Source organism: Devosia sp. P2_G7, from assembly GCF_056403495.1.
In genome coordinates this window covers 44,938-61,528 of the sequence record NZ_JBFUFI010000014.1, presented here as the reverse complement: position 1 = coordinate 61,528, position 16,591 = coordinate 44,938, and the positions used below count along the sequence as shown (strand labels likewise).

Annotated in this window: 18 protein-coding genes; 9 read left to right on the top strand and 9 right to left on the bottom strand. The window is 65.1% G+C overall.

What is annotated here, in order from left to right:
- Nucleotides 1-120: 120 nt before the first annotated feature.
- The 3 genes from AC1DWU_RS20160 to AC1DWU_RS20150 form a co-directional block, all read right to left on the bottom strand.
- The gene (locus AC1DWU_RS20160) at nucleotides 121-573 is read right to left on the bottom strand and encodes a hypothetical protein (protein ID WP_477151797.1); all 453 of its coding nucleotides are present in this window, start codon (nucleotides 571-573) and stop codon (nucleotides 121-123) included.
- Nucleotides 574-647: 74 nt separating this feature from the next.
- Nucleotides 648-2,555, bottom strand: a complete 1,908-nt coding sequence (gene dnaK, locus AC1DWU_RS20155; RefSeq protein ID WP_477151796.1) for a molecular chaperone DnaK — start codon at nucleotides 2,553-2,555, stop codon at nucleotides 648-650.
- A 270-nt stretch (nucleotides 2,556-2,825) separates the two neighbouring features.
- Nucleotides 2,826-3,158 (bottom strand): hypothetical protein, encoded by a 333-nt coding sequence (locus AC1DWU_RS20150; protein ID WP_477151795.1) that lies wholly within the window; start codon nucleotides 3,156-3,158, stop codon nucleotides 2,826-2,828.
- A 215-nt stretch (nucleotides 3,159-3,373) separates the two neighbouring features.
- Between AC1DWU_RS20150 and AC1DWU_RS20145 the strand changes: the two genes are divergently transcribed.
- Genes AC1DWU_RS20145 through AC1DWU_RS20135 form a run of 3 tightly spaced genes read left to right on the top strand, consistent with a single transcriptional unit; the run spans nucleotide 3,374 to nucleotide 4,759 of the window.
- Nucleotides 3,374-3,748 carry a hypothetical protein gene (locus AC1DWU_RS20145; protein ID WP_477151794.1) on the top strand — a complete coding sequence of 125 codons (375 nt, stop codon included), beginning with the start codon at nucleotides 3,374-3,376 and terminating at the stop codon, nucleotides 3,746-3,748.
- Nucleotides 3,749-3,764: 16 nt separating this feature from the next.
- Nucleotides 3,765-4,397 (top strand): nicotinamidase, encoded by a 633-nt coding sequence (locus AC1DWU_RS20140; RefSeq protein WP_477151793.1) that lies wholly within the window; start codon nucleotides 3,765-3,767, stop codon nucleotides 4,395-4,397.
- An 8-nt stretch (nucleotides 4,398-4,405) separates the two neighbouring features.
- Nucleotides 4,406-4,759, top strand: coding sequence for a hypothetical protein (locus tag AC1DWU_RS20135; protein WP_477151792.1), 354 nt, complete (start codon nucleotides 4,406-4,408; stop codon nucleotides 4,757-4,759).
- Nucleotides 4,760-4,837: 78 nt separating this feature from the next.
- Here AC1DWU_RS20135 and AC1DWU_RS20130 read toward each other — a convergent pair whose 3' ends face one another.
- The 3 genes from AC1DWU_RS20130 to hrcA form a co-directional block, all read right to left on the bottom strand.
- A complete protein-coding gene (locus tag AC1DWU_RS20130; RefSeq protein ID WP_477151791.1) occupies nucleotides 4,838-5,581 on the bottom strand; it encodes a class I SAM-dependent DNA methyltransferase in 744 nt (247 codons plus the stop codon).
- 75 nt (nucleotides 5,582-5,656) lie between these two features.
- Nucleotides 5,657-6,280 (bottom strand): nucleotide exchange factor GrpE, encoded by a 624-nt coding sequence (gene grpE / locus AC1DWU_RS20125; RefSeq protein WP_477151790.1) that lies wholly within the window; start codon nucleotides 6,278-6,280, stop codon nucleotides 5,657-5,659.
- 92 nt (nucleotides 6,281-6,372) lie between these two features.
- Nucleotides 6,373-7,467, bottom strand: a complete 1,095-nt coding sequence (gene hrcA, locus AC1DWU_RS20120) for a heat-inducible transcriptional repressor HrcA (RefSeq protein ID WP_477151789.1) — start codon at nucleotides 7,465-7,467, stop codon at nucleotides 6,373-6,375.
- A gap of 105 nt (nucleotides 7,468-7,572) precedes the next feature.
- On the opposite strand from hrcA, the gene rph reads away from it, so the two are divergent.
- Genes rph through hemW form a run of 3 tightly spaced genes read left to right on the top strand, consistent with a single transcriptional unit; the run spans nucleotide 7,573 to nucleotide 10,131 of the window.
- A complete protein-coding gene (gene rph / locus AC1DWU_RS20115; RefSeq protein ID WP_477151788.1) occupies nucleotides 7,573-8,286 on the top strand; it encodes a ribonuclease PH in 714 nt (237 codons plus the stop codon).
- Nucleotides 8,286-8,954: a non-canonical purine NTP pyrophosphatase gene (locus AC1DWU_RS20110; RefSeq protein ID WP_477151787.1), complete on the top strand. Its 669-nt coding sequence runs from the start codon at nucleotides 8,286-8,288 to the stop codon at nucleotides 8,952-8,954. Before rph ends, AC1DWU_RS20110 begins: the two co-directional genes overlap by 1 nt.
- On the top strand, nucleotides 8,944-10,131 hold the full coding sequence (gene hemW / locus AC1DWU_RS20105) for a radical SAM family heme chaperone HemW (RefSeq protein WP_477151786.1): 1,188 nt from the start codon (nucleotides 8,944-8,946) through the stop codon (nucleotides 10,129-10,131). Before AC1DWU_RS20110 ends, hemW begins: the two co-directional genes overlap by 11 nt.
- Here the strand turns inward: hemW and AC1DWU_RS20100 are convergent.
- From AC1DWU_RS20100 to AC1DWU_RS20090, 3 genes are all read right to left on the bottom strand, one after another.
- The gene (locus AC1DWU_RS20100) at nucleotides 10,120-10,602 is read right to left on the bottom strand and encodes an RrF2 family transcriptional regulator (RefSeq protein WP_477151785.1); all 483 of its coding nucleotides are present in this window, start codon (nucleotides 10,600-10,602) and stop codon (nucleotides 10,120-10,122) included. The genes hemW and AC1DWU_RS20100 overlap by 12 nt on opposite strands.
- On the bottom strand, nucleotides 10,602-11,360 hold the full coding sequence (locus tag AC1DWU_RS20095) for an SDR family oxidoreductase (RefSeq protein WP_477151784.1): 759 nt from the start codon (nucleotides 11,358-11,360) through the stop codon (nucleotides 10,602-10,604). The genes AC1DWU_RS20100 and AC1DWU_RS20095 overlap by 1 nt, the downstream gene beginning before the upstream one ends.
- Nucleotides 11,361-11,466: 106 nt before the next feature.
- On the bottom strand, nucleotides 11,467-12,441 hold the full coding sequence (locus AC1DWU_RS20090) for a ribose-phosphate diphosphokinase (RefSeq protein WP_477151783.1): 975 nt from the start codon (nucleotides 12,439-12,441) through the stop codon (nucleotides 11,467-11,469).
- Nucleotides 12,442-12,660: 219 nt separating this feature from the next.
- On the opposite strand from AC1DWU_RS20090, the gene AC1DWU_RS20085 reads away from it, so the two are divergent.
- Genes AC1DWU_RS20085 through AC1DWU_RS20075 form a run of 3 tightly spaced genes read left to right on the top strand, consistent with a single transcriptional unit; the run spans nucleotide 12,661 to nucleotide 16,467 of the window.
- Entirely contained in the window at nucleotides 12,661-14,520 is a 1,860-nt protein-coding gene (locus AC1DWU_RS20085) for an adenine deaminase (RefSeq protein WP_477151782.1), read from the top strand.
- Nucleotides 14,517-15,857, top strand: a complete 1,341-nt coding sequence (guaD, locus tag AC1DWU_RS20080; protein ID WP_477151781.1) for a guanine deaminase — start codon at nucleotides 14,517-14,519, stop codon at nucleotides 15,855-15,857. The genes AC1DWU_RS20085 and guaD overlap by 4 nt, the downstream gene beginning before the upstream one ends.
- Nucleotides 15,858-15,894: 37 nt before the next feature.
- Entirely contained in the window at nucleotides 15,895-16,467 is a 573-nt protein-coding gene (locus tag AC1DWU_RS20075; RefSeq protein ID WP_477151780.1) for a nucleoside 2-deoxyribosyltransferase, read from the top strand.
- The last annotated feature ends 124 nt before the right edge of the window (nucleotides 16,468-16,591 follow it).

Sequence of the window (16,591 nt, the reverse complement as noted above, 5' to 3'; positions counted from 1 at the left end):
GGCGGGGGTGCGGCAGGATTTAGAAAAAGCCGGAATGGGGCGATGCCGGTCCAATAAAACAAAGACCCCGGATCGCTCCAGGGCCTTAAAAGATAAGCTGATTCACGTGAAACGCGAGGCCTATGCCACCTGTTCGCGGGTGATGCCGTGCGCGGCGAGCTTGGCGGCAGCGTTGGCCACCGCTTCCACCGAGAACTTGTCGGCATGGCGCACGACGATCGCTTCCCCGCTGAGTTCGGCCCGCTGGTGCTCGACGAGGCTGTCGAGGCCTTCGGTCGGGTTGGGGTCCATCGCCCAATCGCCGAGGCAGCGGATCGCGCCGTACTTCTTGTGCTTGGTGCGGGTACCGGCGAGCCGTGTGGTCTTGCCGCTGGCTTCGGTCTTCACCTCTTCGGCGTAACTGACCGCGGTCCAGAACTCGCGCTCGAGCGGGTCACGGAACGGCAGGCCGGCGAGTTCGGCGATCCGCATGCGGATCTGGAACGCGTAGTCGTCGTGCCCGAGCCGGCGGGCGTTGGCCATCAATTTCCGGAGCTTTTCCGGTTCGGAGAATTTGCTGAGATCTGGGAACATTCATATCCCTATCACATCGGCAAACAAAAAGGGCCCGGCAATCGCCGAGCCCTCGAATCAATCTTGCGGGGTCGTTAGGCCGACTTCTTGTCGTCCTTGACCTCTTCGAACTCGGCGTCGACGACATCGTCGTCGGCCGGGTTGTCGCCGCCTTCGGCCTTGGCCTCGGCTTCCGCCTGGCTCTGCTTGTACATCGCCTCGCCCAGCTTCATCGAAGCTTCGGCCAGCGTCGCGGATTTCTCCTTGATCGCATCGGCGTCGTCGCCCTCGAGCACGGCCCTCAGATCGGTGATCGCCGTCTCGATGGCAGTCTTTTCTTCGGCGGTGACCTTGTCGCCATAGTCCTTCAGCGACTTCTCGGTCGAGTGGATCAGCGACTCGCCCTGATTCTTGGCCTCGACCGCCTCACGCTTCTTCTTGTCGGCGTCGGCGTTCTGCTCGGCTTCCTTGACCATGCGCTCGATATCGGCGTCCGAAAGGCCACCCGAGGCCTGGATGCGGATCTGCTGCTCCTTGCCGGTGCCCTTGTCCTTGGCCGAAACGTTGACGATGCCGTTGGCGTCGATGTCGAACGTGACTTCGATCTGCGGCACGCCGCGCGGCGCCGGGGGAATGCCGGCGAGGTCGAAATTGCCGAGCAGCTTGTTGTTGGCGGCCATCTCGCGCTCGCCCTGGAACACGCGGATGGTCACCGCGTTCTGGTTGTCCTCGGCGGTCGAGAAGGTCTGGCTCTTCTTGGTCGGGATCGTGGTGTTGCGGTCGATCAGGCGGGTGAACACGCCACCCAGCGTCTCGATGCCGAGGCTGAGCGGGGTCACGTCGAGCAGCAGCACGTCCTTGACGTCGCCCTGCAGCACGCCGGCCTGGATGGCGGCACCCATGGCAACGACCTCGTCAGGGTTCACACCCTTGTGCGGCTCCTTGCCGAAGAACTGCTTCACCGTCTCGATGACCTTGGGCATACGGGTCATGCCGCCGACCAGCACCACTTCGTCGATCTGCGCAGCCGAAACGCCCGCATCCTTCAGCGCCTGCCGACAGGGGTCGACGGTCTTCTGGATCAGGTCGTCGACCAGGCTCTCGAGCTTGGCGCGCGTCAGCTTCAGCGTCAGGTGCTTCGGGCCCGATGCGTCGGCGGTGATGAAGGGCAGGTTGATTTCGGTCTGGGTCGAGCTGGAGAGCTCGATCTTCGCCTTCTCGGCCGCTTCCTTCAGGCGCTGCAGCGCGAGCTTGTCGCTCCTGAGGTCGATGCCCTGGTCCTTCTTGAACTCGGCCGCCAGGTAATCGACGAGGCGCATGTCGAAGTCTTCGCCGCCGAGGAAGGTGTCGCCGTTCGTCGACTTCACCTCGAACACGCCGTCGCCGATTTCGAGCACGGAAATATCGAAGGTACCGCCGCCCAGGTCATAGACCGCGATGGTGCCGGTGTTCTTCTTGTCGAGACCGTAGGCGAGCGCTGCCGCCGTCGGCTCGTTGATGATGCGGAGCACTTCCAGGCCGGCGATCTTGCCGGCGTCCTTGGTGGCCTGCCGCTGCGAATCGTTGAAGTACGCCGGAACGGTGATCACCGCCTGTGTGACGTTCTCGCCGAGATACGACTCGGCGGTTTCCTTCATCTTGGTGAGGATCATCGCCGAGACTTCCGAGGGAGAGTACTTCTTGCCCTCGACCTCGACCCAGGCATCGCCGTTGTCGGCGTTGACGATCTTGAAGGGCACGAGGCCCTTGTCCTTTTCCACCATCGGGTCGTTGTAGCGCCGGCCGATCAGGCGCTTTACCGCGAACAGCGTGCCTTCCGGGTTGGTGACCGCCTGGCGCTTGGCCGGCTGGCCGACGAGCCGCTCGCCGTCCTTGGTGAACGCAACCATGGAGGGCGTAGTGCGTGCGCCTTCCGCATTCTCGATGACCTTGGGGGTCGCGCCGTCCATGACTGCGACGCAGCTGTTGGTCGTACCCAGGTCGATTCCGATGACTTTACCCATTACCTACTGCCTCTTTCCTGGCGAACCCGGATGAAACCCCATCCGGCAGTTCCTGATCCCTCGTCGGGTGTCCGGGTTCCCGCGTTGAAACTGACCCGTCGCCGGGCCTTGAGCGCTATATAGGAGGGGGTTTTTGGGGGTGCAAGCGCAGTCCGGGCACAAAGTCCCGGCTTTCGGGTGGAACACACCACGTAGGAGGCGCTTCAGCGGCCCCGATTGTACAGAAACCAACGGTGGAGAGCGCAGCTACGCTGCGCCCTCCGGCAGGCCTTACGTCGCGTCGCCCAGCGTGTATTCGCCCAGCTCGCAGAGGTCGACGCCCGGCTCGATGAACTCGGAATCGTCCTCCAGCACGAATTTCATGTCGTAGACGCACTGCTCGCGGCCATCGCCGATGGTGACGTCGACGAAGTTGCCGGCCGGCAGGTACTTGTCGGCGAACACGTCTTCTTCCCAGCTGTCGACATCGGCCGGCGAGGTGAAGAGGCTCTTCACCGCATAGGACGAGTTGTTGGTCAGCTTGAAGGTCAGGTCTTCGGCCAGCGCCGCGCCAGGCAGCGCGACCAGCAGCGCCACGGCGCCGCCCAGGATCGACAGTTTCAATTTAGCCCCCAGTTCTGGCGCGCGGGGAGTCGCGGCGCCGGACTTTCGCTTAGCATTTTAGTCCGATAAGCCTCAAAGGCCTGATATTGCCGTGGTTAGAGAAATCTCACCATCGGCGGCGCGGTGGTGCGCCGACGCGGCTTGTCGTTGCGGCCCCGGTTATGGTCTAAGAAGCGCTCGTTGCCGCCTCTCGTTGCCGCCTTGGGAACACGACCATGCTGAGGTTCCTTGTCATTGCCCCGCTCCTCGCGGCCCCGTTGCTCCCCCTCGCCGCGATGGCGCAGGAGGTGCCGTCCGAGGCGCAGATGGACATGTGGTGCGGCACCGCATTCGAGTTGATGACCCGCGACGCACCGGCCGACGCCACGCCCGAGAAGCTGGCCTCGGCTAAGGTCTATGCCGATGGCGGCCAGTTGCTGCTGCAGCGCGCCATCCCGATCTACCTCGAAGCCGGCTATACCGATGAGGCACTGGCCCACTATCGCCAGGACCTCGAAAATTCCATCGGCCGCGTGGTCAACGGCTCGGCTCGCGCCAATGACGACGCTGCTTTTTCATTTCAGGATTGTTCGGCCCTGATCGGCCAATGAGATAGACAAGACCCGCATGGCCTTTACCCCGCGCTCCGACGACCTCTTCCTCGTGGTCGACCTGCAGTATGATTTCCTCCCGGGCGGCAAGCTTGCCGTTGCCGGCGGCGACGAGATCATCATCCCCATCAACCGGCTCGGCCGTCGCTTCGAAAACGTCGCGATGACCCAGGACTGGCACCCGCGCGGCCACATCTCGTTCGCCTCGACCCACCCCGGCGCCACGCCGTTCGAGGTGATGGAGCTGCCCTACGGCCCACAGGTGCTTTGGCCCGACCATTGCGTCTGGGACACCCACGGTGCCGAATTCTCCGCCGATGTCGATCTGCCCCACACCCAGCTGGTGATCCGCAAGGGCTACCACGAGGTGGTCGATTCCTATTCCGGCTTCCAGGAGGCCGACAGGAAGACCAAGACCGGCCTCGAGGGCTACCTGCGCGAGCGAAAATTCAAGCGGCTGTTCATTGCCGGTCTGGCCACCGATTTCTGCGTAAACTGGACGGCGGTCGATTCGGCCCATGCCGGGTTTGAGACCTATGTGATCGAGGATGCCTGCCGCGCCATCGATACCGGCGGCTCGCTGGCCCAGGACTGGGCCGACATGACCGCCGCGGGGGTCAAGCGGATCGTCGCCGGGGACATCGCCTGAGGGTTGAGATGCGAAGGGTCGTTCTGGGGTTGCTGCTGATCGGACTGTGGAGCCTGCCGGCCATCGCCGCCGAGCCGTCACCCGCCGCCGACCGGCTGCTCTGGTGCGGCAGCGCCTTCTTCTGGCTCGCCACCGACGCCTACGATTCGGGCGAGGACGCCGAAGCCCAGCAATACGAGGCCTGGTCCGACGACCTCGCCGGCCGCGCCGACATGATGCTGGAAGCGGAAGGCAACGACGACAACGCCATCACCGCGCTGCGCGACGCCTATGACAGCCGCGTCGTCGACGAGATGGGCAAGCCCGGCGCGAAGTATGATGTGACGACGTGCCCGGATCTGGTGACGGCCTCAGCGAATTAACAGAAGTCTATCCGCAGCTGTTTCAGTCGGGCACCTTCTCCCTCAACAGGAGAAGGCACTCACCTCGGCTAATGTGCCCTACGCGATCACGCAAACGCACACCTGCCGCCGGCTCCCCGCCGCCAGTGGATTGCGGTCAAAGTCCCCGTATCGATCCACGAGCCTCAGCCCTCCCAGTTCCACCAGCAGCGGCAGCTCCTGCGGAAAGATCTGCCGTAGTTCGAGCGGGGTGTGGCGGAAATCCTTGCGGTCGGCGGTGGACCAGTACCAGTCGGCGCGGCTCACCTGGGTGATCGGATCGTAGGCAATCGTCTCCTCGATGGTGACGTCACCTAGACGCGGGTGCGCGAACGTGCCCAGCAGCTCACGCCGCCCAGCCGGCAGGCTGAGCAGGCGCTGGCTCGGCACGAACACGTCGAATACCAGCCGCCCGCCCGGCGCAAGATGCTGGCGGATGGCCGAGAAGGCTCGGGCGAAGTCGGCGCGCGAGTGGAGGTGCATCAGCGAGTTGGCGGCAATAACGATCGCGTCGAAGCGCCGGCCGAGCACGAAGTCGCGCATGTCCAGCTGGATTAATTCGGCCGACACGCCGCGCTGGGCAACCGCAACGCGGGCATGCGACAGCATGGTCTCGGACACATCGCCGCCGGTCACGAGCGCTCCGCTTGCCGCCAGCGGCACCGTGAAGCGGCCGGAACCGCAAGCAAGTTCGAGTACGCGCTGGCCCGGTCCACCTGCCGCCTCGACATAGAAGCGCTCCATCGCGGCGTCCGGGGGCGCCACGAGGTCGTAGAGATCGGCATCGTCGTAAAGGCTGTCCATCGCGCTCCTCCTTCCGCAACCGGGCAACAAAAAGGGCGCCGGAGCGCCCTTCTCGACATCACCAGAAAGGTGAGATCAAACGCTCTTGTCCACTGCGCCTTCGGCCGGGGCGCCGGTTGCGCCGCCGCCCTTGGCGACGCCGACCATGGCTGGGCGCAGCACGCGGTCGCCGATGGCGAAGCCGGCCTGCACCACCTGCACCACGGTGCCTTCGGGGCGCGACGGATCGGGGACCTCGAACATCGCCTGGTGCTTGTGCGGGTCGAACTTCTGCCCTTCCGCCTCGATCGGCTTGACGCCGTGCTTGGCGAGCAACCGCTGCATCTCGCGCTCGGTCATCTCGATGCCTTCGATCAGCGAGCGGACCGTCGGGTCGGCGCTGTCGCGGGCCTCGGCCGGTAGCACCATCAGGGCGCGGCTCAGCGAATCGGTGGCCGTCAGCATATCGCGGGCGAACCCGGCGATGGCATAGGACCGCGTATCGCCGATCTCGCGCTCGGTGCGTTTGCGCAGGTTTTCCATCTCGGCGATGGTGCGCAGCAGCTTGTCGCGCATATCCTGGTTCTCGGCCTTGAGGGCCTCGATCGGATCGGGCGTCGCTGCCGTCTCGGCGGTCTTTTCGTCTGGCGTGTTGCCCTGGGTTTCGGTCGCGGTGGAAGCGGCCTTGTCGTCCTCGGGCTTGCTCGTATCGTCGTTCATTGGGACCTTGGATTTTGTCGCTGATCGCGTTTGCCCCGCATATCGGCCAATGAGCGATAAGATTCAAGCCTAGGAAAGGTTCCGGTACGGTCTCAGCCCTTCCGGGCCATCATGGCGGAGACGACATTGGCGGTATAATCCACCACCGGCACGATGCGCGCATAATTGAGCCGCGTCGGCCCGATGACGCCCAGGACGCCCACGACCTTCTGGTTTGCATCCTTGTACGGGCTGAGGATCACCGACGAGCCGGAGAGCGAGAACAGCTTGTTCTCCGAGCCGATGAAGATCTTCACCCCCTGCGCCGTCTCGGTATCGCCGAGCAGCTCGATCAGTCCATCGCGGCTTTCGAGTTCGTCGAACAGCTGGCGCACCCGGCTCAGTTCCTCGGACGCCATGGTGTCGTTGATGAGGTTGGCCCGGCCGCGCACGATCACCGTCGGTGGCGAAGCGCTGCCCGAGCCCGAGAGCGTCGCGAGCCCGGCATCCACCAGCTTGTGCGTCAGCTCGTCCAGCTCATGCACAGTGGCTTCGCGCTGCGCCTGCAGCGCCTTGCGGGTCTCGTTCAGCGTCTTGCCCACTGCGAAATGCGCCAGGTAGTTCGAGGCCTGCGTCAGCGCGCTTGCCGTCAGCCCCGGCGGCAGCGGCAGCACGCGGTTTTCCACCGAGCCATCCTCGCCCACCAGAACCACCATGGCGCGCTCGGCATCGAGCCGGATGAACTCGATGTGCTTCAGCACCAGGTCGGACTTTTGCGCGATCACCACGCCGGCGCCATGACTTAAGCCGCTGAGCAGCTGGCTCGCCTCGGTGAGCAGGTCCTCGACCTGCCCATGTACGGCCGGCCCCTGGAACTGCTTGGCGATCGCCGCCTTCTCGTCCTCGTTGACCGCGCCGACTTCCAGCATCGCGTCGACGAAGAACCGCAAGCCCTGCTGCGTCGGCAGCCGGCCGGCCGAGGTGTGCGGTGAGGCGATCAGCCCCAAATCCTCGAGATCGGCCATCACGTTGCGCACGGAAGCCGGGCTCAACCCGACGCTCAGCATCCGCGCCAGGTCGCGCGACGCCACCGGCGTGCCGGTGTCGAGATAGCGCTCCACCAACTTGCGGAAGATGTCCTGGCTGCGGGCGTTGAGCACTGCGAGCACGTCTTCGGGAGCTTTTGCGCGATCTGCCATGTTCACCATTTAGGCGGAAAGGCCTGTGTCGCCAAGCGACCGCTGCTTGTTCGGGGGGGCGGTCAGGGTTAAGAGGCGGTTAACAGCATTTCCAAGAACGAGTGATTTGATCATATGCGCCCTTCCGGACGCCAGCCAGACCAGATGCGGGCCGTAACGCTCGAACGTAATGTCGCCCCCAAGGCCGAAGGCAGCTGCCTCGTCAGCTTCGGCTCGACCAAGGTGTTCGTCACCGCCTCGGTCGAAACCACGCTTCCCTCCTGGCGCCGAAGCTCCGGCATGGGCTGGGTCACCGCCGAGTACGGCATGCTGCCGCGCGCCACCGGCTCGCGCACCAAGCGCGAAGCCGCGCAGGGCAAGCAATCCGGCCGCACCCAGGAAATCCAGCGGCTGATCGGCCGCAGCCTCCGCGCCGTCGTCGACATGCAGGCACTGGGCGAGAACCAGATCACGCTGGACTGCGACGTGCTGGAGGCCGATGGCGGCACCCGCACCGCCTCGATCACCGGCGCCTATATCGCACTGGCCGACGCCATCAAGTGGCTCGAGGCCCGCGGTCTCACCAAGGGCCCGGTGCTGCGCGATTCGGTCGCCGCCATCTCCTGCGGCATCTATCGCGGCAGCCCGGTGCTCGATCTCGATTATCTCGAGGACGTCGAGGCCCACACCGACGCCAATTTCGTCATGACCGGCACCGGCAAGTTCGTCGAGATCCAGGGCACCGCCGAGCAGGCGCCGTTTAGCCGCGACGAGCTCAACAGCCTGATGGCGCTGGCCGAGCAGGGAATCGGCGAACTCACGGCCCTGCAGAAGGCGGCCCTTTCCTGATGGTGGCGAAGCTCACATTGCGGCGCGGCGACCGGCTGGTGCTGGCGACCCACAATGCGGGCAAGCTCGCCGAGTTCAAGGAACTGCTGGCGCCGTTCGGGCTCGACCTCGTGTCGGCCGGTGAACTCGGCCTGCCGGAACCGGAAGAGACTGGCACCACCTTCATCGAAAACGCCCGCATCAAGGCACATGCCGCCGCGGCGGCCGCCAACAACATCGCACTGGCCGATGATTCCGGCCTCTCGGTCGATGCCATTGGCGGCAAGCCGGGCGTCTACACCGCCGACTGGGCCGGCTCTTCGGCGCACGGTGGCCGCGATTACATGGTCGGCATGCGCCGGGTCGAAGACGCGCTGCAAGGCGTCGGCGCCAGCACGCCGGGCGAACGCCGCGGCAGTTTCAACGCCACGCTCTGCCTCGCCCACCCGGATGGCCGCGAGGTAATCTACGAGGGAAAGGCCGAGGGCACGCTGGTCTGGCCCCCGCGCGGCGACAAGGGCTTTGGGTTCGATCCCGTCTTCATGCCCGACGGCTACGACATCACGTTCGGCGAGATGCCGTCGGAAGCCAAGCACTCCTGGTCGCCGGGCAAGGTTGGCCTCAGCCACCGCGCCCGCGCCTTCGCCAAGTTCGTCGACGATGCACTGGGAGGCGGCGTTGAGCACTGAAACCTTCGGCCACAACTCCGTCGATCCGCGCTCCAACGGCCTGTTCGGTGTGTACGTGCATTGGCCCTTCTGCGCCGCCAAGTGCCCCTACTGCGATTTCAACTCGCACGTGCACCGTGGTGAGTTCGACGAGCGGACCTACGTCGAGTCCTACGCGGCCGAACTGGCGCATTTCGCCAAGCAGACGCCCGGCCGTACGGTGCAGTCGATCTTCTTCGGTGGCGGCACGCCGTCGCTGATGGATCCGCGCTCGGTCGAGGGCATCCTCAATGCCATCTCCAAGCATTGGGTCATCGACCCGCGCGCCGAGATCACGCTCGAGGCCAACCCGACCTCGGTCGAGGCCGACCGCTTCCGCGGCTATCGCTCCGCCGGCGTCAACCGCGTCTCGCTCGGCGTGCAGTCGTTGCGTGAGGGTCCGCTGGCCGAACTGGGCCGCCGCCACACTGTCGACGAGGCCATCGCCGCCGTACGGCTGGCGCAGTCGATCTTCCCGCGCACCAGCTTCGACCTGATCTATTCGCGCCCGCGCCAGACCCTCGATGAGTGGCAGGACGAGCTGACCGAAGCGTTGTGGCTGGCGCAGGGACACCTGTCGCTCTACCAGCTCACCATCGAGATGGGCACGCGCTACTACGACCTGTTCCGCGCCGGCAAGCTGAAGATGCCGAGCGAGGATCTGAGCGCAGATTTCTACGAGATGACGCAGGAATTGACCCACAATGCGGGCCTGCCAGCATATGAAATCTCAAACCATGCGCGCCCCGGCCAGGAGAGCCGCCACAACCTGATCTACTGGCGCTACGGCGAGTATGTCGGCGTCGGCCCCGGCGCCCATGGCCGGCTGTTGATCAACAACCAGCGCCATGCCACGGCGACCGAAAAGATGCCGTTCGACTGGCAGAAGCGGGTGCAGTCGCGCGGCCACGGCATGGTCACCGACGACATCCTGACCTGGGAAGAAGAGGGCGACGAGCTGCTCGTCATGGGCCTCCGCCTCCGTGAGGGCATCGACCCGCGTCGCTTCCAGAAGATCTCCGGCCGCGCCATTTCCGAGCGCCAGATCAACGAGTTGAAGTCGATCGGCTTCGTCGAGACGCTGCCCAACGGCTTCATCCGCGTCACCGACAAGGGCTGGCCGGTGCTCGACGCGGTGGTCGCCGACCTAGCGGCCTAGCACCCACTCAAAACTCTTCGTCCAGAGTTCGGGCGGGATCTCGGCTTCCAGCGTCTTCACCAGCTTCGAGATCGGCACGGCGCGGAGCGTGTCCCGCCACGCCTGGTCGGCTTCCCACATCACCCGCGAGACGGCGCAGGGCTTTGACTCGCAATAACCCTCCGGCCGGCACGGGTTGTTCTGGCGGATCTGGGTGCACACGAAGGTGGAGCCCGGTCCCTCCACCGCCTCAACCACTTCGAGGAAAGAGATATCGGCCGGCGCTTTCGCCAGTCGGTAGCCACCCGATGGTCCCAGCGTGCTCTCGACGATGCCGGCATTCGACATCGCCTGCAGGGCCTTCGAGAGATATTCCTTCGGCACGCCGTGGAACTCCGCCAGCACCTTGGTCGCGAGGTACCGGTTCGCCGGAAGACCGGCGAGGATGGCGCAACAGTGGAGCGCCCACTCGACCTGGCTCTTGAGCTGCATCAGGTTCGCGGCGCGAAAGCTGTCTTCAACCAGGTTTCGAACCCGGTCGGCGTCTTCTGGTAGGCACCCTGTGGCACCAGCGACTTCTCGCTGAGTTCGGTGCCGAAGTACTTGGCGTGCGGGTCGCCAACCACAGTGCGCTTGTCGCCGGCTGCCGCGAGGTAGCGCTGCACCAGCGTGCTCAGCGGAAATGCCTCCGGCCCGCCGATCTCGCTGGTGCCGTTGAGCGGCGCCTTGAGCGCGATCTCGGCCACTGCGGCCGACAGGTCGATTGCCGCCACCGGCTGCACCAGAGCCGAGGAGAGTGTGATGCTGTCGCCCTCGCCGGCCGAGTTGGCAATTCCCTTGAGGAACTCGAAGAATTGCGTCGAGCGGAGGATTGTGTACGGAACCCCGCCCGCTTTGATCACCGCTTCCTGCGCCACCTTGGCGCGCATGTAGCCGCTGTCCGGGAGCCGGTCGGTGCCGACGATCGACAGCGCCACATGATGCTTCACGCCGGCGGCCAGTTCGGCAGCGACGAGGTTGCGGCCGGAGGTGGTGAAGAAATCCAGCACCGCCTGGTCCTCGAACGAGGGCGAGTTGGAGAGGTCGACCAGCACGTCGGCGCCCTTGAGCACTTCCGCCAGGCCCTCGCCGGTCAGCGTGTTCACCCCCGACGCCGGCGAAGCGGCGATCGCCTCGTGCCCCTTGGCAGCCAGCCCGCTCACCACCCGTGAGCCGATAAGCCCGGTTCCGCCGATCGCCACAACCTTCATCGCCATCTCCTAATTGAGGACATTACGCATCCTTAAGGACAATAGATATCCGTAATGTGAGACGCTGTAAACCCATGATCCTGCGGCCGGTGTCAGTCTGGTCTTGCTAAGCCCTGAGGCGGGTCACCGGCGCGGGCTGTTCCGCATGGAACAGCGTGCTCACCGATTCGCCGCTGTTGATCCGCCGCATCGCCTCGGCCAATGCCGGGGCAATCGACAGCACGGTGAGCTTGGGCACCCGACGCGTTTCGGCGATCGGTAGGGTGTCGGTGCAGACGATCTCCAGCACATCCGGCTCCGCCGCCAGCCGGGCGATCGCAGAACCAGCGAAGATGCCGTGCGTGCAGGCGATGCGCACCGAGCGAGCGCCGTGCGCCCTGAGGTGCTTGAGCAGCTCGATCATCGAGCCGCCATTGGCGATCTCGTCGTCGAGGACGATCACGTCGCGGCCCGCGACGTCCCCGATCAGCGCGGTGATCCGCACCTCGGTGTCGCTGATCCGCTCCTTGGCGCCCGCTGCAACCGGCACGCCGAGGCGTTTGGCGAAGGCGGCGGCGTTCTTGGCGTTGCCGAGATCGGGCGACACCACCACCGCATTGCTGATGTCGTAGCGCTGGAAATACTCGGCCAGCTCGCTCCGCGCATGCAGGTGATCGACCGGCACGCTGAAGAAGCCGTGCACCTGCGGGGAATGCAGCGTCATCGTCAGTACCCGATTGGCGCCGGCGGTCTGCAGCAGGTCGGCGACCAGCCGGCCGCCGATCGAGATGCGCGGCGCGTCCTTCTTGTCGGAGCGGGCATAGGCGTAGTGCGGTATCACCGCCGTGATGCGGGCCGCCGAAGCGCCGCGGGCGGCATCGAGCATCAGCAGCAGTTCGACCAGGTGGTCCTGCACTGGGGCGCTCAGCGTCTGGATCAGGAACACGTCCTGCTCGCGGCAATTGGCCTGCAGCTGCACTTCGATGCAGTCGTTCGAGAACCGCTTCACCCGGGTCGGCAGCAGTGGCACGCCGAGTTGCGCGCAAATCTCGGCCGCAAGTTCGGGATGAGAACTACCACTGAAAATGGCAATCTGGCTCATCGCGGCACTCCTCGCAGGGTGGGGATCGAGGCCGGCAACTTATGGCAAAACGGCGTGCCGGCGGCAAGCGATGATGGTCGGGCCTTCTTCGGCAAGCGGCCAGGCCGTTCAGGAAGCATTAAGCACCCGCGGGCTTGCCGCATCGCCCCCATTTCGGCACATTGCGCCCGACTTCGTAAACCGCTTTACTAAGGTGCTGCACCCCCGGATGACCCATTGATGCGCCAGCCTGATGACCTGATCCTCAATGCCGAGGACGAAGTCGCCATTCGCCAGCATTTGACCCTCGTGGCGCTGGCCAAGAGGCCGGCGGACCTGGTGATCGAGGTTGGCCGGCTGCTCTCGGTGCACTCGCGCCAGTGGCTGACGGATCAGGAAATCGTGGTGTCCGGTCGACGCATCGCCTTCATCGGACCGCGCGGCAGCTACAAGGGCGAGGTGGCGGCGCGGGTGAGCTATCCGAACCTCAGCGCCGTGCCCGGCTTCGGCGAGGTGCACAAGCATATCGAATCGACCCACATCACTCCGGAGTTCGAGGCGGCGCTGGTGCTGCCGCGCGGCAATACCTGGACCTGCGAGGCGAGCCACGAGTTCGCTAACGTCAACGGCCCGAAGAACCAGGAGTTCTGGCAGAAATCCCGCGTTGCCGGCTCGCCGCTGAAGATCTTCATCCAGCCCGGCTCGGCCGTGCCGCCCAGTGCCTGGGAAGAGTCGGGCGGCTATTACGGCTACGAGGAGCAGCGCGAATTCCTCGCCCACGACATGGGCACGGTCAGCCTCGACGAGGTGATGGACTGGCCCTCGGTGTGGAACCCCGAGAACCCCGGCTATATCCGCATGTGGGGGATGATCGGCGCCACCATGGAGATGCGCGGCGTGGTCGAGGGGCACGGTTCCGGGCTGATCGACCCGCACGATCTCTCGGCTTTCGCCGCTGCCGGCATCTCGTCCGACCATGAGGTCTGGGCGCTGGAGGAGGCGTGGGAGCGGCTGAGCCACGGCATCTTCACCGAGCTCCGCCCGTTCTCCTATGACGTCATATTGCCCGGCCTGATCGAGCGGCTGGAGGACTGGTCGAACATCGCCTTCACCACCGACGACCGCTCCGCGTCCGAGACGCTCGAGCTCGGCGCCGCCGACTACAATGTCCGGCACGCCATTTCGTATGGCCTTGCGCCAGAGATCGCCATTCAGTGCGCCACCATCAATCCGGCGCGGCATATGCGGATCGACCAATGGGTCGGCTCGATCTCGCCGGGGCGCTATGCCGACATAGTATTGCTCGACGACGTGCAGACGCTGTCGATAAAGCACGTCTACGCCGATGGCCGGCTGGTGTCGGACGGCAAGTCGTTCCTTGGCGAGGCGGCCCCGATCGAATGGCCCGACTGGGCGCGGAAGACCATGAATATCGGGCGCACGCTGCACGCCCACGACTTTGCCATCAAGGCCGAGCCGGGCCGCCACACGATGCAGGCGGCGATCCTTCGCCCGTTCCACTGGAACGAGGACTTTCTGGTCGAGACCCTGCCGGTGGCCGATGGCCTGGTGCAGCGCGACACTGAGCGGATGATCACCAAGTGGGCGCTGGTCGATCGCTATCGCGGCGATGGCGCGGTGGCGAAGATGTTCTGGACCGGCTGCGGACCGGCCGACCCGGATACGGCGCTGGCCTCGTCGGTGGCGCATGACAGCCACAACGTCTGGTGCATCGGCTCGTCCGACGAGGCGATGGCCAAGGCGGTGAACCGGCTGCAGGAGATCGATGGCGGCTGGGTGCTGGTGCACAAGGGTGAGATCGTCGCCGAGATGCGCTTCGAGATCGGCGGGCTGATGACGGCGCGTTCGGCCGAGGCCTTCGACAAGGACATGCAGGCGTTCTATCGCGCTGCCGAGGCGGTGGAGTGGATGTATAAGCCATCGGCTCTGAACCTCTGGAAACCGGGTTTCCCGGAGTTCCTGAAGTTTGCGACGCTCACCTGCTCGCCCTGGCGCTGGGTGCTGGTGGCGCCGAGCGAGCTGGCGCCGGAGGGGTTTGTGAACGTGCGGAACGGCGAGCAACACAAGGTGGTCTGGTGACGGGTCTGCGAGGCCGCTCGATCCGCGGGACGTTTGTCCATGCGCCGGTCCGTGGGCAGCTGGAAGTGCTTGAGGATGCGGTGATTTCCGTCGGTGCGGATGGGAAGATCGTTGCCATCGCGAGCGCCGAGGACGGCGTTCCGGAGGGCACGATCGAGGTTCCGGAGGGGCAGTTGACCCTCCCCGGCTTCGTCGATCTCCACATCCACGCGCCGCAATATCCGCAGCTCGGGCTGGCGCTGGATGAGCCGCTTGAGGTGTGGCTGGGCAAGTACACGTTTCCGCTGGAGGCGAAGTACGCGGACCTCGATTTCGCCCGCGAGCGCTATGAGACGCTGGTCGCCGACCTGCTTGCGAGCGGCACCACCACGGCGCTGTACTTTGCCACGGTGCACCGGCAAGCCACTGAATTGCTTGCGGAAATCTGCCTCAATCGGGGTCAGCGGGCGCTGGTTGGCAAGGTGGTGATGGACGATCCGGCGAGCAGCCCGGACTATTATCGGGATGCCTCGGCCGAGCAGGCTATCGACGAAACACGCAGCGTTATCAATTACATACGGGCTATGCCCGACAACGATCGGGTGCTGCCGGTGGTGACGCCGCGCTTCATTCCGTCATGCACCGACGTGGCGCTGGCTGGGCTCGGCGCGCTAGCGGCAGAGTGCGATTGTCACGTCCAGACCCATTGCTCGGAAAGCGACTGGGCCCACAACTATGCGCTTGATCGCTATGGCAGAACCGACACCGACGCACTCTCCCACTTCGGCCTGCTGACCCGCAAGACCGTGCTCGCCCACTCCGTGTTCCTGACCGACATGGACATGGAGGCGGTGCGCGCTGCCGGGGCAGGGGTGGCGCATTGCGCGTTGTCCAACATGTATTTCGGCAACGCTGTGTTCCCGCTGCGCCGGGCGCTGGAGAAGGGCCTGCATGTCGGGCTCGGCACCGACATTTCCGGCGGGCCCTCGGGCTCGATGCTGGAAGCCTGCCGCGCCACGGCGCAGGCGTCGCGGATGCTCGAGGACGGGGTGGACGCGAAGGATTCACGTGAAACGCGCGGCGTGCCCAACTCGCGCGTGGACATGCTCACAGCCTTCCATCTCGCCACCGCCGGTGGCGGTGTTGCGCTGGATCTGCCCATTGGTATTTTCCGTCCCGGCTATCACTTCGACGCGCTGATTATGGACCCGGCGGCCGAGGCGGGGACTATTCGGCTGTTTGGCGCTGAACCTGTTGAGCGGGTTGAGCAAATTCTCTACACCGCGAGCCGGCCGAACATCGCCGCGACCTTCGTCGGCGGCGATCTGGTCAGCGGAGCTGACATATATGGCCGCTAGTTTGCCCCAGACTTGAACGCATCCTGAACGAGAAATCATGCCGAAATCCGTCTATCTGGCCGGCCCTGAAGTGTTCCTGCCGAATGCCCGCGAGATCCTTGATCTGAAGATCGCGCTGACCCGCGAGGCGGGACTGGTTCCGGTGTCGCCCGGCGACCTCGAATTCCCCCCGACCAACAGCAAGTGGGAGCTCGGGCTGGCGATCAGCGCCATCGACGAGAAGCTGATGCACTCGGCCGATGCGATCATCGCCAACCTGACGCCGTTCCGGGGGATTGCCGCTGATACCGGGACGTGCTTCGAGCTCGGATTCATGTGCGCGCAGGGGAAGCCGGCGTTTGCCTATACCAACGTGAAGGCGGACCACGGCGAGCGGACGCGGGCGCATTTCAATGGCGATTGGTACGCCGATGCCGATGGCAAGCCGCGGGGGCCGGATCACATCCTGATCGAAGACTTGGGGTTCATCGACAACCTGATGCTGCATGGCGGGGTGTTGAGCCGCGGCGGGGCGGTGGTGGTGGGCGACGCGCCGGTTGGGGCGGAGCTGACGGATATGACGGCGTTCAAGCGCGTGTTGGCTATTGCGGCGGAGCGGTTGGGCCGCTGACCTTCGAGCGTGTGGCCACCCCCACTCTTGATCCCTCCCCACAAGGGGGAGGGAGACGACTGAGATATCGCTGCTTGCGCTCCCTCCCCCTTGTGGGGAGGGACTGAGGGTGGGGGTGCCCCCA

Coding starts and splice junctions, on each gene's coding strand:
- AC1DWU_RS20160 (WP_477151797.1), bottom strand. CDS start 573: ATGTTCCCAGATCTCAGCAAATTCTCCGAACCGGAAAAGCTCCGGAAA.
- dnaK (WP_477151796.1), bottom strand. CDS start 2,555: ATGGGTAAAGTCATCGGAATCGACCTGGGTACGACCAACAGCTGCGTC.
- AC1DWU_RS20145 (WP_477151794.1), top strand. CDS start 3,374: ATGCTGAGGTTCCTTGTCATTGCCCCGCTCCTCGCGGCCCCGTTGCTC.
- AC1DWU_RS20140 (WP_477151793.1), top strand. CDS start 3,765: ATGGCCTTTACCCCGCGCTCCGACGACCTCTTCCTCGTGGTCGACCTG.
- AC1DWU_RS20135 (WP_477151792.1), top strand. CDS start 4,406: ATGCGAAGGGTCGTTCTGGGGTTGCTGCTGATCGGACTGTGGAGCCTG.
- AC1DWU_RS20130 (WP_477151791.1), bottom strand. CDS start 5,581: ATGGACAGCCTTTACGACGATGCCGATCTCTACGACCTCGTGGCGCCC.
- grpE (WP_477151790.1), bottom strand. CDS start 6,280: ATGAACGACGATACGAGCAAGCCCGAGGACGACAAGGCCGCTTCCACC.
- hrcA (WP_477151789.1), bottom strand. CDS start 7,467: ATGGTGAACATGGCAGATCGCGCAAAAGCTCCCGAAGACGTGCTCGCA.
- rph (WP_477151788.1), top strand. CDS start 7,573: ATGCGCCCTTCCGGACGCCAGCCAGACCAGATGCGGGCCGTAACGCTC.
- AC1DWU_RS20110 (WP_477151787.1), top strand. CDS start 8,286: ATGGTGGCGAAGCTCACATTGCGGCGCGGCGACCGGCTGGTGCTGGCG.
- AC1DWU_RS20100 (WP_477151785.1), bottom strand. CDS start 10,602: ATGCAGCTCAAGAGCCAGGTCGAGTGGGCGCTCCACTGTTGCGCCATC.
- AC1DWU_RS20095 (WP_477151784.1), bottom strand. CDS start 11,360: ATGAAGGTTGTGGCGATCGGCGGAACCGGGCTTATCGGCTCACGGGTG.
- AC1DWU_RS20090 (WP_477151783.1), bottom strand. CDS start 12,441: ATGAGCCAGATTGCCATTTTCAGTGGTAGTTCTCATCCCGAACTTGCG.
- AC1DWU_RS20085 (WP_477151782.1), top strand. CDS start 12,661: ATGCGCCAGCCTGATGACCTGATCCTCAATGCCGAGGACGAAGTCGCC.
- AC1DWU_RS20075 (WP_477151780.1), top strand. CDS start 15,895: ATGCCGAAATCCGTCTATCTGGCCGGCCCTGAAGTGTTCCTGCCGAAT.